Below are 14,722 nucleotides of genomic sequence, written 5' to 3'. Positions count from 1 at the left end.
CAACTCGGGGGTTCTGGGTCTCGTCGCGTCAACTGAGCCGGGACCACTGTCAGTCCAGCCCTCTAAGATCGCCGGCATGGCCTCCACCGATCACGCTGGCTCCAGCACCAGGAACCCCATCACCGTCATGGACCTCTTCGCGGGCTGCGGCGGCCTGACTGCCGGGTTCCACTCCTACTCCGAGGACCATTCGTCGCCAGCACGCTTCGAGTCGATCGCCGCAGTCGAGTTCGACGATGCAGCCGCCGCCACCTACGCGGTCAACCACCCAAGCGCGCGCGTCTACGCCTGCGATATCCGCGACTTCGACCCGGCTCCCTACGCCGACCAGGCAGACGTGATCGCAGGCGGCCCTCCCTGCCAGGGCTTTTCCAGCCTGGGCAAACAGCATGCTGACGACCCGCGCAACGAGATGTGGCGCGAGTACATGCGGACGGTAGAGATCGTGCGCCCAATGATCTTCGTTCTGGAGAATGTCGACCGCTTCCTGGTCTCTGCGGAGTTCGCCCAGCTGCAGGAAGCCGCCGCGCCCGGCGGGGCTCTCGCCGATTACCAGCTTGCGGCGAAGATCGTGAACTCCGCTGACTACGGTGTTCCTCAAGCCCGTAAGCGTGTCATCGTCATCGGCACCCGCAAGGACATCCCGCAGCTGCTGCACCCGGCGTCTACCCACGCGAAGTCTGTGAAGCTGCAGGAGACCACACTCTTCAGCGCCGAGGAGGACACTGGGCGACTCCCGTGGGTCAGCGTGGCGGGCGTATTCGAGCGCTCTGCCCGGCTGGAGATCACCGGAACCGACCTGCCGCCGCTCAGCTGCGCTCCTCTCGGGCGCCTGGTTCCCGGCGCCTTCCGGACTACCGACCTTCACATCGGGCGTACACCCAGGCCTCTCTCGCTCGCCCGGTACGCAGCTATCCCAGTAGGCGGCAACCGCCGGAATCTGCAAGGAAGGTACGCCGTCATAGAGGGTCGTGAGGTCTACCTCTCAACTGAAAGCTGGGACCGCCACACCTCTGGGACGGGTGACGTGATGGGACGGCTGTACCCGGACCGGCCTGCCGTCACCATCCGCACCGAGTTCTTCAAGCCGGAGAAGGGCCGCTACCTCCACCCGACGAGGCATCGTCCAATCACCCACTACGAGGCAGCTCTCATCCAGGGGTTCCCCGACACGTACAGGTGGTGCGGCACCAAGATCGAGATCGCCCGCCAGATCGGGAACAGTGTCCCGGTCGGCCTTGGCAGGGCACTCGCGCAAGCCATCCACGCACACCTGCTGGCGCACTGACCACTGTCTGCTATCAAGAGGGCGCCGCTGATGGGTGCCGCCAGTGTCGCATCCCCTACGAGTGGGAGTGTGCTCACCGCGCACCGACCGGAGTGCGGCCAGTATGAGCGGCATGGCATCGCCGCATTGATCGTCAGCATCGGGTGGTAGCAAGCGTTCCAAACCCCAAGCCTCCTTCGAGGGACAGCACGGCGCGCTGGCGAAGTCCACAAGCGCCTGCCATCACGGCTGAATAGCAGGGTTTCCGCCTGATACAGATCGAAGTAACACAAGGCTTCCAAACGCACCGGATCCGAGGCCGACTCAGTCGGCCTGCCCACCGGCGAGAGTTCCTCGCCAGTCAATGATGTCCCCTCGGAAGAGATGAGCTGATATGCCGTCGGCCGACCCACTGTTCACCCTCTCTCCTTTTGGGCCCGCCGCTGACACGGAGCTGACCCGCGTCCGCGGGGCAATCCTGTCGGCAGACCCACACGGTGGGATCTTCGCTGCAGCCCTGCGCCGCACCTTCGACATGCTGTTCGACGGCCAGCACACGGGCCGGTTCCGCTGGGAGGACCTTCACAAAACCGAGAAAACGCATGCCGGCACTCTTGTAGAGATCAATCTCCAGCGCGCCTTCGGCTTCGCTGACGGTGACAAGATGGACTACTCCATCGACGGCGTCGACGTGGACTGCAAGTACTCCCAGGACCTGGGCCGCTGGATGATCCCGCCTGAGGCGATGGGGCATCTGTGTCTCGGGCTGTGGGCCAGTGATGACGCTGGCCGCTGGTCTGCGGGGCTGTTCCGGGTCACCGAGGAAGTGCTTACCAAGAAGGAGGGAAACCGGGACGGCAAGCGGTCTCTCACCGCCGCTGCCCGCAAGAACGCCGTTCGCTGGCTCTTCGAGGATGCGCCGCTTCCCGAGAACATCCTGCTGCGCTTGTCCACGGAGGACATCGCCGCGATCTTCGCGTCACGGTACGGCACCCAGCGGGTGCATGAGCTATTCCGGCGCACACAGGGCCGTATCGTCTCCCGCGGGGTGGTCGCCACTGTCGCCCAGCAGGACGACTTCATGAAACGTATAAGGTACAACGGCGGCTCCCGCGAGGCGCTCCGGCCGGAGGGGATCGTGATTCTCGGCCAGTACGGGAATCACCAGGTGGTAGCGCAGGCCCTCGGCCTGCCCGTGCCAGGTGCCGGCGAGTCCCTAAGCGTCCGCCTGGCACCCTGGACTCTAAAGCACGCGGACGCACGCTGGGTGGAGCTGGAGGGCATCAAGTGGGTGGTAGCGCGGGAAAGCGACCCGGTCGTGGAGGCGCCGCTGCTGCCGGAGCGGTAGAGGCGGATGCGGCCGTGTGGGTTGCCCCGGAAGGATCATGGGCTTCTTCGGCTGCCCGGCGCCGCAACATGCAGGCGATCCGGAGCCGGGACACGTCTCCCGAGCTCGCGCTGCGCTCCCTTGTTCACGCCGAGGGGCTTCGGTACCGGGTGGCAGCAAAGCCGCTGCCCGGTATGCGGCGGACGGCTGATCTTCTGTTCCGTCCCACGCGGGTGGCCGTCTTCGTCGACGGGTGCTTCTGGCACGGTTGCCCGGAGCACTTCGTTCCGCCGAAGACTAATCCCTCGTACTGGGAGTCGAAGATCAGCGGGAACGTCACCCGTGACCGGGATACCGACGAGCGCCTCGCCAGCGAAGGGTGGCTCGTGCTGCGGTTCTGGGCGCACCAGTCGCCTGAGGAGTGCGCGGACGCAGTGGTAGCCGCTGTCGTGACCCGGAGGAAGGAGTTCGCCGAGCGGAAACGGCGGCGGGCGAAGGACAAGCAGGGGCGCCCAGACGCAGAGCCGCCCGCAGGCTGAGGCCCGCGGGCGGCATGCCGATCAGACTCAGCTGATCTTGGCTTTGTTGGCCTTGAAGAGCTCGTGCCGGTCATGGCCTTCCTGCCCGACGAATGCCTTGAAGTCACGGAGCAGGTAGGCCATGGCGCCGTCCTGGCCGGCCTCGGTCTCTTCGATGTGGAAGTCGCGGCCGAGGTGGGAGAGGCGTCGCTCGATGTCGTGCATGCCCATGACGACACCGGTCTTGTCCAGTGCGGCCACAATCTGCTCTGCGGTCATCGCTTCGCTCTTGCCGCGGAGGAGCCGGTACACCGGGTCATGGGTGATCTCGACCCGCTCGCGGGGGGCGCCCTCCTTCCGGAGCGCCTTTGCGATGGAGAGCCCGACCGCCTTGGCGACTGGCGGCGGGAAGGCGTTGCCGATCTGGCGGTATCCGCTGGTCTTTCCTCCAGAGAACTGCCAGTCGTCGCTGAAGCCCTGGATCCGTGCGGCCATGCGACTGGTCAGTTTCGGGCCGCCCCTGACTTCGCCCTTCTTGCTCACGGCCGGCTTGAAGTCTGCTTTCGGCGCCTCGTTGGCAATGCCCCAGGCGTCGACGCCCATGGCTTCCCAAGCCGCCTTGGCCCGGGAGGGGCCGAGGTCTGCTCCTCCGTGCTTCTTGGAGCCGCCGACGATCGTGGGTGCGATGTCGTCGGCCTCGGCGGCCCATGCCTCGGCGCCGCCCCAGCCGTTGGCTGCCATGAGGTCCTTCAGCGTCTCACCGACGGTGGGCGCCGGTCCGGGCAGGGGCTCGGGCCAGTGGAAATAGTCGGCGTACTCGTCCTGGAGTGCCACCAGGACGAACCTCGGCCGGAGCTGCGGCACCCCGAACTGGGATGCCTGGAGGAGCCGCCACTCACCCACGTAGCCATAGTCGCGGAGCGTGTCTAGGACGTGTTGCCGGTAGGCCGAGAAGCGGTTGGCGCTCAGTCCTCGCACGTTCTCCAGCATGAGCGCCTTGGGCTTGATGCGGCCTGCGAGCTGGACTGCCCAGGCGAACAGATCTCGCTCATCGGTGGCGCCGAGCTGCTTGCCGGCGATGGTGAACGGGGGGCAGGGGACGCCTCCTGCCAGGAGCGAGACACCCTTGTACTCGTCGGGGTTCCAGGTCGACTCGTCCGCAACGTCGCCCTTTGCGACCTTCCACGCCGGCCGGTTCAGGCTGAGGGTGTCGCATGCGTTCGGGTCGAGCTCGACTGCGAGCCGGTGCTTGAACCCTGCCCCTTCGAGGCCGAGGGCCTGCCCCCCTGCTCCTGCGCAGATCTCGACAACCTCAAGGGCAGACATTCTTCCTCCGTACAACACGCGCCGAGCCTGTGGGACGGGAGGCGCCAGGCGTCAAGCTGGAAACAGCCATGGTATCGAACAAACTAGCTACCTCCCTTCGGGTGTGACCTTGCCGCTCCATCCCCCGTCCAAGCCTCACCTGCGCGGCGCGCCGGGACAAGCGGCCTGTGTGGACCGGATCAGCCAGTCTAGTTGCGAGCTCTGACATACCGGTCGACGTGGCCCGAATCCTGCCCTGACCCTGCACAACGCGCCGATGTGAACGAGGACACGTTCTCATCGGCAGTGATCGGGATTACGGGTCTCCTGTAGCTGCTCGGTCCACCTGGAGACATCACCCAGGGTGACCTGTGACATGAGAGTGAGCCCTAAGAAGACATCTCATTTGGATGGGTGAGTAGGCTTCAGGTGTGACGATCGTGGAGCGTCTCGTCCCAGACGAGTTGTGGGAGCTGTTCCAGTTGGTGGTGCCGGAGGCGCCGACCCGGCCGCAGGGAGGTGGCCGGCGTCGCTACGGCGACCGGGAGGTTCTGGCGGCGATCGTGTTCGTCGCAACCTCGGGGTGCACCTGGGCCCAGCTGCCTCCCTGTTTCGGCCCGTCCGGGCCCACCGCGCACAGGCGTTTCACCGAGTGGAGCAGGGCCCGGGTGTGGGCCAAGCTCCACCGGGTTGTCCTGGACGAGCTCGGCGCGCGCGGCGAGTTGGACTGGTCGAGGTGCGCGGTCGACTCGGTGAACATGCGGGCCCTGAAAAAGGGGAGCTGACAGGCCCGAATCCTGTTGATCGGGGCAAGTACGGGTCGAAGATCCACCTGCTCACCGAACGTACCGGTTTACCCCTGTCGCTCGCGGTCTCCGGGGCCAACGTCCACGACAGCCAGGCTCTGGTCCCGCTCGTCGACGCCATTCCACCGATCCGCTCGCGTCGAGGCCCGAGACGGCGCAGGCCCGGCAAGCTGCACGGCGACAAGGCCTACGACCACCGCTTCATACGTTCCTACCTGCGCCGAAGGCAGATCCCGGCCCGCATCGCCCGCCGCGGCATCGACTCGTCCAGCCGTCTCGGCCAGCACCGCTGGGTGATCGAGCGCACCGTGGCCTGGCTGGGTGGGTTCCGCCGCCTCCATCGCCGCTACGAACGCAAGGCCGACCACTTCGCCGCCTTTGCCAGCATCGCAGCAGCCATCATCTGCACCCGCAGACTCTCCAAATGAGATGTCTTCTAAGAGGGCAGGACATACTTCTGGCGATGTTGCGATACCTCGCACGAGTGTTGCTGCTGGCATCGACGGCGAACTGGCAGTTCGGAAGGGCTCCGCCTTCAAGGGTGCCGACTCCCCCTACTCGCAGAGTTTGGGCCCACCACCTACGCCCGTTTGCCGCAACGGCATACACAATGCCCTGATCCCGGCTTTCCGCCGACTCAAGCTTTCCGGCTACGCGAACCATCACATCAGGCTGCAGTCACCACTGGCACAGCCCGCGGCTGGGGCAGGCCAAATGCCGCCGCAGCCACGTGTGCGGCCAGCAGTGGCGGCACGGCGTTTCCGGCCTGCTCATATTGCTTCGTCTGGGTTCCCTGCCACGGGTAGCCCCCGGGGAAGGACTGCAGCAGGCCCGCCTCGTAGACGGTGATGCGCGCTGAGTCAAAGGCGGCACTGCGGCCCTTCCAGCATCCACGGTCGCGGGACTCGGCAAGAGCGCGGCGGGCCTGAGTTGGAAAGGGCTCGGCGCCGCCGGTCTTGCCGCCGCCGGCGGTGACGGTGGGCGCAGGCCGGTCGGTGGCGCCCCAGCCGATGCCTTCCGCCATGGAGACCCAACAAGCCCGGGACTCTCCGAAAAGGTTGCCATCCTCGCCGTGCTCGGTGTGCGTGGGCTCGGGAGGCTGGGCGGTACGCAGGCTCGAGGCGATGAGGATCGCGCGGCGTCGGCTCTGCGGAACGCCGAAGTCGGCGGCGTTCAGGTTACCGCACCAGGTGCTGTAGCCCCAGCCCCGAAGCACCTCGGCATAGTGGCGAAACAGCGGGAGGGCATCGGGGACCTCCTCCATGACAGCATCCTCTGGCCGCAGGGCGTGGAGGTAGCGCATAGGCTCGGCGGCGAGCAGGGAGCGGGGGTCCCGGCATGCGGCCAGGAGCTGCGGCCGGGTGTCCCGGCCTCTGGCGAGGTCATCGATCGCCTGGTGGACCAGGGGCTGGTCCCGGAGCCCCAGTTGCTTGCCCGCCCTGGACCAGGCCTGACACGGCGGAGACGCGATGAAGCGGCGGATACGGCCGACCATCGGCGCCGTGGCGATCTGGGCGACGTCCGCACGAACAGTCGGATGCCCGGCGGCAGCCCGCGTCCGGCAGGCCGCGGCATCCCACTCGATCCCGATGTCAGTGATCCCGTGGTAGCCGCGCAAGCCCTCAGACCAACCGCCGGGCCCGGCGAACAGGTCCAGGGTGTCAGGAGCGACGGGGGCAGGCATCAGGCCTCCGGGACAGATGGGAACAGTGAACGTGGCTCGGTCAGGTACGGCAAGCTGCGTCCTGCCCGACTGGCGCAGACAGCAGCCGACCAGCCCACACGACCATACAGGCGTAGACCGCCGAACCGGCTGCTGAGACGGGCACGGCTCCGTGAGGGCCCTGTTGCCGCGGCGCCGACGTAATCCAGCTGCCACGGTTGGATCGAGCCCGACACGAGGCGATGCGATATCACCAGGTCGCCCGCGGCGGCAGATGCCCCCGGCCAATCGGGCACAACTGCAGAACACACCTTGCAGCACACGGCTACCGGCACCCGTAGCGCCCAACGCCCGGCGAGCGCGCAAACTTCACCCTTTCAAGTTCATAGCGGTCCGCCCGAATTTTCCACAGCGCGCGGCTAGACAGCTAGGTCTAGCGGAAGGTCGCTGATATCACGGAGACGGTTTCCCGCAACCAAAGTGTGCAGCATTGTGCTTGCCTCGTCGTTGCACGTTTTCTCTACTGCCCTGATCAGTTCCGGGAGGGCAAAGTGGTAGACCGTATCGATGTCGCCAGTTCCCAGGGCAAGAGATGCGAGCCTGGCGGGTGACGGTTCCCCTGTGACGACCGCGATGTGCGGCGTGCGCCCCTTGCGGTTCCGGATGACGTTCAAGGCCTCTGAGCGCGCGTTCTGGGCGCGGTCGCTACGCAACGTCCACTTGCACGATACTATCGCGTGAACGATGGAACGCTCCTGATTGGCGCTCCTAATGACAGCATACTGGCCAGATTCCGCGTCTACGAGTTCGCGCTCCCGGTTGATCGTCGCGTCCGACTCAGGCTTTCGCAGCACCAGAATATCTGGGCTGATCTCATAAGAGTTTCCCAGGACCGAAGCCAGAGTCCGGTCTTGCTCAATGGCAGTCGCAAGGGAAGCCAAGTGAGTAAATGGCTCATACTTCGAGATCTGGTATCCGGCGCGCGAGCCTCCGACATTCTCGACAATCCAGCCACCCGGGCGGAGCGACTGGAACATCGGGAAGGTCTCCACCAGGAAGGCTTCCACAGCCTCTTCGAACTGCTTACCAGCTCGCTGGCCCTTGAGCTTCTCCTGAATAATCTCGGCGCCAAGATCCTGCGCAATATTGAACGCAATAGACCTACTAGTATTCTGGCTGCCGTCAGCATTCGAAGCCACGCCATCATGCGACAGAGAAAGAGTGCTCCTGCCAATGAGATTCTTGTGAAAGTTCACCCTTGCTTCGGTAAGTACCGCTGCCATGCGAGCCCCGCCTAGATCGTCCGGTTTGAGTTAGCCTGTCACTTTTGCGAAGAGAGGGATGTACAGCCGCGTGCAGTACACGAAAAGCGGGCACTCGCCTCCATAGGCATACCGATGAGTATCGCCGGCCTGCGTCATCAGGGAGGCATCAATGGGTTCCACCGACAGCCGCCTTGCCGGTTCGCTATCAGCAGCCCTCTATACGGCCGCTACCGCACCCCTGCGCGAGCGCACGGAGGGAGGGAGGACCAAGGACTGCATACAGGAAGGTCACGGACTGGACCTGCCGGCGCACCGGGTCCAGGACGGAACGCCCTGCCCTGTCGGCAACGGTTGAAATGAGGGCCGCGGACAATGGATCAGAAGAGGGCCGATCGGCGGTCTCGTGATCATCCGGGCTTCAGCAGTGCCGGAGTCACGAGGAAGCGAGGGTGATTCGCGCGGAGAACAGGGCTGAGATCCGCCGGTTGCGCCGGGGCGAGGGCCTGTTGACCCGGACGGTGGCCCGTAAGCTGGGAATCTCCCGGGCGACCGTTCTGCAGGCTCTGGCCTCGGATGGCCGCCGAAGTGCGGCGGGTATCGAAGGGCTCAGCGGTGGACTCGGTCGAGCCGACGGTCCCCGCCAGCCCACTCTCAGCCTCACCACGTAGCACTCCCCGCTCCGTGCACCCTGAGATCCCCAAGGCGCCCTTGATCCGGCGCAGTTGAGGACGAGCCTCATGCGGATCTCGCACGCCTCTCGCCAGACACCAAGCTTGTTCTCGTCGCCTACGCCTGCTCGCTGGCTGACGATGTGGTCCGCCTGGAATGGGGATCTGCGAAGCTTCGCCGCGAAGATCGATCACTGATCTGGCACCGCCATGACCCCTTGCCTATCCCGCGACAGCGCTGACGTGAGACCTCCTAGCAGGTGACTGCCGGGAGTTCGACCTCGTCACAAGTCGATCTGGCGACCTCACTGCCAAGGGGCACGCCCTGTTCACGGCAGCGCGCCGGTGGCGGGTGATGGCGGAGTGATGGCAACTCAAACGCCATGCTCCGCCAGCTGCCGTCTCCGAACGCCGGCGGCCATCGTGGGGTCAGGCTCTCCTAGCTGGAGGTAACCACATGACCGCTCATCCTGACCGTGGCCGGATCTACCGGCGCTGCGGCTGCCGCGACACCGGCGGAAAACAATTCGGTGCCCGGTGCCCGAGCCTCAACCGCTCAACGCGCCACGGCTCCTGGGCCTACGCCTTCGACGTGCCCTCGACCGACGGGCGCCGTCGGCAGCGATGCCGCAGCGGCTTCCGTACCCGCGGGGCCGCGCACGAGGCGTTGGAGCGCGCTCTTGAGTGCGAACGCACCGGATTGGATCTCGAGGACGACCTGACAGTGGCCAGGTATCTGGCCGGTTGGCTACGGACCAAGGAGGACGTGCTCAAGCCCACCGCCTACGCCCGCTACCGCGACCACGTACACAACGACCTCATCCCGGCTTTCGGCCGACTCAAACTGTCCGACCTCCGCGAACGGCACATCACCGCCTGGAACGAAGCCGAACTGGCCCGCGGCCGGGGACGCACCAGCGTCTACCGGGCCGGCGCCACCCTCTCCAGCGCCCTGAACACCGCGGTCCGCACGCGGCGACTGGCCGATAATCCGGCGCGCTACGCCGTCATGCCCCGCCCCGCCGCTCCCGAGCGGATCTGCTGGACGCCATCACAGGCTGCGGCTTTCCTGCGGCACAACCACGACGCCTACGGCGACCAGCTAGCCGACGCCTTCGAGGTGCTGCTGGGCACCGGGCTTCGCCGAGGCGAACTGCTGGGCCTGCACTGGCCCGAGGTGCACCTGGCCGAGCAAATGCTGCTGGTGCGGTGGAACCTCACCGCCGTCGACAACAACCACCTCCACCTCGGCCACCCCAAGACCAAGGCGAGCCGCAACTGGGTCAGCCTGTCTGCCCGGGTCACCGCCGCACTGAAGCGGCGCACCGCCGCCGCGCGGGCGATCCTGCCGGAGGGAGCACCGCTCGAAGGACTCGTGTTCTGCCAACCGGACGGCGCGCCACTGCGCCCGCAACACCTCCTGGTCACGCTGCGCCGCAGGTCGGCTGAGATCACTCTCCCCCGGATCGGCGTGCACGATCTGCGGCACACGGCCGCCAGCATCATGATCAGCTCCGGGGTTCCGCTGGCCGTCGTATCGAAGACGCTGCGGCACTCGACGCTGTCGACCACGGTCAACATCTACGGCCATCTGCTCCCGCACGCCGCGCGCGATGCTGTCACCGCCCTGTGCCAGGCGCTGGACGACGCCTCGCCGCCTCCCGTCGCCCCCGACAGCCGGGCGTCGGACCTTCCGGAAGCCGCTTAACCGACGAGACGTCACCAGGGCCACATGCCCCGCCATCACGTCGCCATCACCGTTCACCCGAACGAGAACAGCGGGCCTGTCATTTCTGACAGACCCGCTGCTCACATACGTCGGGACGACAGGATTTGAACCTGCGACCCCTTGACCCCCAGTCAAGTAGGCCCCATTTCCGCCCTCTTCGAGCGAAGCCAACACGTCAACCTCAAGCTCTCAAACTAGCCTACCACTCGCCGAGTTGAACCGCATCGCACCTTCACTCCGCAAGGGTCAGCTGACAGTGGCTCAATGGTTACTATGTGCAGAAATGTCCATATCCGCCCATCGCCGTCCATCGGCGCACAGGAGGCGTGGTCCCAAAGTGGTCCCACGGCCATCGTTACACGCCGCAATCGCCTACTCGAGGGCATTCTCCCCTGGCAAGGCTCCTCGCCCCCTCAGCCTCAAGCCCTACGAGCGTCCGTCACTCGGAGTAACGCGAGACTGCCCACTACCCCCGCCTCTGACCGCCCTATTCCCGCCTGCGCAAAGTGCGATAAACGCGACAAGCACTAGATTGTCCTGCTTCCGGCATGTAGCTTGTCCGGCTCATCCCCGGGCGGTCCGGCGGATGGTGTGCTGGGGGGTACGTGGCGGGTCTGCAGGTGTTCCGCGTTTCTGATGGGGATGTTCGTCGTGTCGAGGGTGACACCGTGGAGCTGGAGCGTCACCTCCAAGCTCTCGTCGAGGCGAACATGGAGGAGATGCTGGGCGGCGTCCGCTTCCTGGCGAGCGAGTACTCCACCGGCCCGGTGCACCGGGGTCGGATCGACAGCCTCGGTCTCGACGAGGACGGCAGCCCAGTGCTGATCGAGTACAAGCGCCAGCGCAGCGAGTCGGTCCTCGCGCAGGGGCTGTTCTACCTCTCGTGGCTGGTGGAGAACCGCGCCGAGTTCGAGGCGCTCGTCGAGCAGCGGCTCGGTGCCGAGGCCGCTGAGCAGGTGGACTGGAGCAACCCGCGGGTGGTGTGCATCGCGGCGGACTTCAGCCGGTACGACCTCGTGGCGGCCGGGATGTCCCACCACCGGATCGACATGGTGGTCTACCGGCGTTACGGGGACGACCTGGTGACGCTGGAGTTGGCGGCGTCGGTCGCCGGCGGGTGCGGCACCCTGTCGGGACGGCGTTCGGAGCTTGCGCGGCCGGTCTCGGCCAACCGTCGGACGGTCACCGACGTGCTCGCGCAGGCCAGCGGCGAGATCCAAGGGCTGTACGAGGAGCTCGACTCGCGCCTGCTCGACCTGGGCGAGGGCCACGCGGTGTCGCTGCAACACTACGTTGCCTACCGCCGGCGGCGGAACTTCGCCTGCGTCCGGGTGCTGGCGCAGGCTCTGGTCGTCTTCCTGCGCGTCGACCCGACGACGGTCCAGTTGGTCCCGGGTTGGACCCGGGACGTCCGGAGAATCGGGCACCTCGGGACGGGCGAGCTGGAGGTCCGGATCGGCTCGGTGGAGGATCTCGACCGGTCGATGGCGCTGCTGCGGACGAGCTACGCCGCTGCAGCGTAGTCCGGCAATGGCGATGGGCCGTACCCCCTTTCCGGGGTACGGCCCATCGCCATTGTTCGGCCCGCTCAACGGAGGGCTGGGTCTGGGTGCTGACTCTGGTGTTCAGTGCTCAGCCGGGCAGGGGCGGGCGGCGGTCAGCGGCGGCGGTGACGGGATGGTGGTGCGGTGGCAGGCGGTTCGCTCGCCTGCCCGGCGGGGGGCGAGTTGAGGGCCTGCTTGATGTGGGCCCGGCGGGCGGCCCAGCGGCTCAGGTCTCGCTGGTACGTCCGGCCTTCCTCGCCTCCGGCAAGGCTTGGGTGAGGGGCGGCGGGCTGACGATCCTGGGGGTTCGGCTGTTCGATGGTGGTCCTCCGTGTCAAGGGGTGGCAACTCCGGGCGCAGGCCGGATTCAAGTGGGGTCAGTGTTCGCGTGGGGTCAGTGTTCGCGGTCGTGCTGCGGTTCTCGGGACAGCGAGGTGATCAGCGCGCGTTCGCGGACAAGGTCGGCGTGCACTTCGGGCTGGTTCGGGCCGAGGGCTTCGAGGGCGCTGTCGATCGCCGCGAGGGCTTCGGCTCGGCGCCCGAGGTTCCGCCAGGCGGTGGCGGTGCGGAAGATCATGATCGGGTCGGCGTCGTCGAAGGTGGGCCAGGCTGCCAGCTCGAGGATCCGCTCGGCCTGGTCGGGTAGTCCATCTCCGAGCCAGAGGCCGTGGAGCAAGGCGTGGCAGACCTGGGGGTTGTCGCCGGACTCGGCGAGGCTGCGGTCCAGGGCTTCGAGGGCGCCGGGGGCGGAGCTTCCGAGGAGGGCGAAGGCGGCGAGGGCGCGGGTGTACGGATCCCAGCGGGTGCGCTCGCTCACCGGGGCCTGGTCGAGCAGCTGCTGGATGCTGCGGCACCGGAAGTCGAAGCGGAGAGCGGCGAGGTGGATGTGCCGGAGCGCTTGGGCATGGGTGCGGTCGGTGCCGGGCTGGGTGAGGTGGTCGTTGCCGGTGAGGTAGGCGAGGGCGCTGTTGCGCCGGCTGCGGGCGTACCAGGCGAGGTGGTTGGCCAGGGCGGCGCTGGTCTGCCAGTCCGCGTTGGCGCGGCTGAGCCAGCGAGCGGCTTCGGAGGGCCAGGGTCGGCCCGCGTCGATGTCCTGTTCGACGAGGGCGCGGACGGCGGCGAGTGCGGTCGGGCGGAGGTCGTCGCGGTGGACGGCTGCGGCAAGGGCGGCGTACGAGCCGGGGGTGTCGAGCAGTCCGCGGATCATGATCTTCTGCGTGGTGGGGTAGGCGGTGGCGCGGGCGATCCGTTCGATGGTGTTGAGGGCGGTGGTGGTCAGGCCGTGCTCCCTGATGAATCTGCGCCGTGGCGGTGGTGGTCGGTTCAGCGGACTCGGCGGGTGCCAGCTGGCTGGGGCGGGGCGGGCGTAGGAGTCGCGAACACCGTGGTGTTCGTGGAGTCCGAGGAGGTGCGGCGGGCTGCGCTGGCGCGACCCGCCGCCAGGGTCCGGTCGGGTTGCACGGTGGTGATGTCGAGGTGGGGAAGGTGTTCGTCGGCGAGGCTGTGCCGGGGGCGCTCCACTGGGGTGGGGTCCAGCAGTGCGCCGGTGACGGCGGCGAGCAGCGGGGACGGGATGCTGGAGTCCATCTCGATGTACCAGCCTGCCCGGGGCCCGAGGTTGAGCCTGCCTCCGTTGATGTGCCAGTCGTCCCGGCGGAAGGCGTGGTGGGCGGCGGGAAGAGAGCGTGACACGCGGGCGAGCCCGTGGATGGGCTCGACGTAGATGATGTCGTCGGGGAGGTGGGGCAGCCGTCGCCATCCGGCGGCTGCCAGCTGGTCCAGGGCGGCAGTGGGCGGTGGGAGCGCGCGGCGCGGATCACGTGGGCCGGGGAGTTGGGTGACGGCGGTGGTCAGCGCCGCGATGATCTCGGGCGGCGTCTTCGCGTCGGCCGCTGCACGCCACGCCGGGGGGCCGCCGGCGTGGTGCAGCCCGGTGACGGTCCAGGCCCAGATGGCGGATTCCGGGGTGGCGACGACGTGATGGAGAGCGGACGGGCTGGTGTAGGTCGTCGTCGACCGGTCGGTGCGCACGCTCCAGCCGTGCTCCAGCAGGGGTGCGGTCGCCAGTTCCCGGGGGCCGGCGGGACCGGCGAGGTAGAGCGGGCTGACCAGCACCGGGGATGGGTCCTGGACGGACTTGCGGGTCGGTCCCGCGGTGTCAGCGCGGGGGAGGGCCGGTGCGACGCGGTGCCGACCCGGCACACCGGGCGGCGCGTCGGTGTAGAGGTCCAGGTACCGGTCGATGGCGTCTTGCAGGAGTTCGGGGGTGAGTTCTCCGAAGCGGTGCATCCGGTCGAGGTCATCGATGCGGTGAACGAAGCCGGGGTTGGGGACGGTGGCGTGGGTGTCGAAGTCGAAGCGGTTCGAGCCCAGTTCGGCGCCGGTCTCCCGCACGACGGCTCGGATTCGGATTCCGTTGAAGGTGTCGTCGCGGATGCCTGCGTGAGCGAGCTCGGCGGTGACGAGCACTCCGCCTCGGCGTGCGATCATCTGCCGGCCGGTCGCGGTGCCGTCGGCCAGCGGTGCGAGGGCGGTGAGTACGGTGGCGTGGGTGGGTTTCAGGATTTCTCGCAGGGGGCGCAGGAACTGGGGTGCGCCGCTGTGGGCGGCTGGAGGAATGGCCCGGCCGC

11 protein-coding genes and 1 pseudogene are annotated in these 14,722 nt (G+C 67.2%); 7 read left to right on the top strand and 5 right to left on the bottom strand.

All coding sequences use genetic code 11. The features are described 5' to 3' along the window. The first annotated feature begins 76 nt into the window (after positions 1-76). The 3 genes from BI06_RS12090 to BI06_RS12080 all read left to right on the top strand — a co-directional run bounded on the left by BI06_RS12090 (position 77) and on the right by BI06_RS12080 (position 3,133). Positions 77-1,288 (top strand): DNA cytosine methyltransferase, encoded by a 1,212-nt coding sequence (locus tag BI06_RS12090; RefSeq protein WP_233290114.1) that lies wholly within the window; start codon positions 77-79, stop codon positions 1,286-1,288. 373 nt (positions 1,289-1,661) lie between these two features. Continuing rightward, positions 1,662-2,615, top strand: coding sequence for a NaeI family type II restriction endonuclease (locus BI06_RS12085; RefSeq protein ID WP_051740829.1), 954 nt, complete (start codon positions 1,662-1,664; stop codon positions 2,613-2,615). A 14-nt stretch (positions 2,616-2,629) separates the two neighbouring features. After that, positions 2,630-3,133, top strand: coding sequence for a very short patch repair endonuclease (locus BI06_RS12080; RefSeq protein ID WP_255360209.1), 504 nt, complete (start codon positions 2,630-2,632; stop codon positions 3,131-3,133). A gap of 27 nt (positions 3,134-3,160) precedes the next feature. On the opposite strand, the gene BI06_RS12075 is transcribed toward BI06_RS12080, so the two are convergent. After that, on the bottom strand, positions 3,161-4,438 hold the full coding sequence (locus BI06_RS12075; protein WP_043467796.1) for a DNA cytosine methyltransferase: 1,278 nt from the start codon (positions 4,436-4,438) through the stop codon (positions 3,161-3,163). A gap of 419 nt (positions 4,439-4,857) precedes the next feature. Here BI06_RS12075 and BI06_RS46195 point away from each other — a divergent pair. After that, a protein-coding gene (locus tag BI06_RS46195; protein WP_369826108.1) for an IS5 family transposase occupies positions 4,858-5,651 on the top strand; the annotation gives its coding sequence in 2 pieces (ribosomal slippage) (positions 4,858-5,187 and positions 5,190-5,651; 792 coding nt in all). Positions 5,652-5,890: 239 nt separating this feature from the next. On the opposite strand, the gene BI06_RS12065 is transcribed toward BI06_RS46195, so the two are convergent. Both BI06_RS12065 and BI06_RS12060 read right to left on the bottom strand, forming a co-directional pair. Next, entirely contained in the window at positions 5,891-6,907 is a 1,017-nt protein-coding gene (locus tag BI06_RS12065) for a DNA cytosine methyltransferase (protein ID WP_043467792.1), read from the bottom strand. A 398-nt stretch (positions 6,908-7,305) separates the two neighbouring features. Then, positions 7,306-8,142 carry an NgoMIV family type II restriction endonuclease gene (locus tag BI06_RS12060; RefSeq protein ID WP_233290113.1) on the bottom strand — a complete coding sequence of 279 codons (837 nt, stop codon included), beginning with the start codon at positions 8,140-8,142 and terminating at the stop codon, positions 7,306-7,308. A 1,134-nt stretch (positions 8,143-9,276) separates the two neighbouring features. On the opposite strand from BI06_RS12060, the pseudogene BI06_RS55470 reads away from it, so the two are divergent. The 3 genes and pseudogenes from BI06_RS55470 to BI06_RS12045 all read left to right on the top strand — a co-directional run. After that, positions 9,277-9,480 (top strand): annotated as a pseudogene (locus BI06_RS55470) (hypothetical protein); the annotation flags it as partial. Positions 9,481-9,543: 63 nt separating this feature from the next. After that, complete coding sequence (locus BI06_RS12050; RefSeq protein ID WP_158516419.1) at positions 9,544-10,527, top strand: site-specific integrase; 984 nt, start codon at positions 9,544-9,546, stop codon at positions 10,525-10,527. Positions 10,528-11,216: 689 nt separating this feature from the next. Next, the gene (locus BI06_RS12045; protein ID WP_368666575.1) at positions 11,217-12,071 is read left to right on the top strand and encodes a DUF5655 domain-containing protein; all 855 of its coding nucleotides are present in this window, start codon (positions 11,217-11,219) and stop codon (positions 12,069-12,071) included. A 415-nt stretch (positions 12,072-12,486) separates the two neighbouring features. On the opposite strand, the gene BI06_RS12040 is transcribed toward BI06_RS12045, so the two are convergent. Beyond that, a complete protein-coding gene (locus BI06_RS12040; RefSeq protein WP_051740826.1) occupies positions 12,487-13,299 on the bottom strand; it encodes a hypothetical protein in 813 nt (270 codons plus the stop codon). Positions 13,300-13,415: 116 nt separating this feature from the next. Next, complete coding sequence (locus tag BI06_RS12035; protein ID WP_082526588.1) at positions 13,416-14,582, bottom strand: DUF317 domain-containing protein; 1,167 nt, start codon at positions 14,580-14,582, stop codon at positions 13,416-13,418. Between the last annotated feature and the right edge of the window lie 140 nt (positions 14,583-14,722).

Origin of the sequence: Kitasatospora sp. MBT66 (assembly GCF_000710405.2) — a bacterium.
GTDB classification, from domain to species: Bacteria; Actinomycetota; Actinomycetes; order Streptomycetales; family Streptomycetaceae; genus Kitasatospora; species Kitasatospora purpeofusca.
The sequence above is the reverse complement of the archived record's forward strand: the minus strand, read 5'-3'. Positions and strand labels throughout refer to the sequence as shown.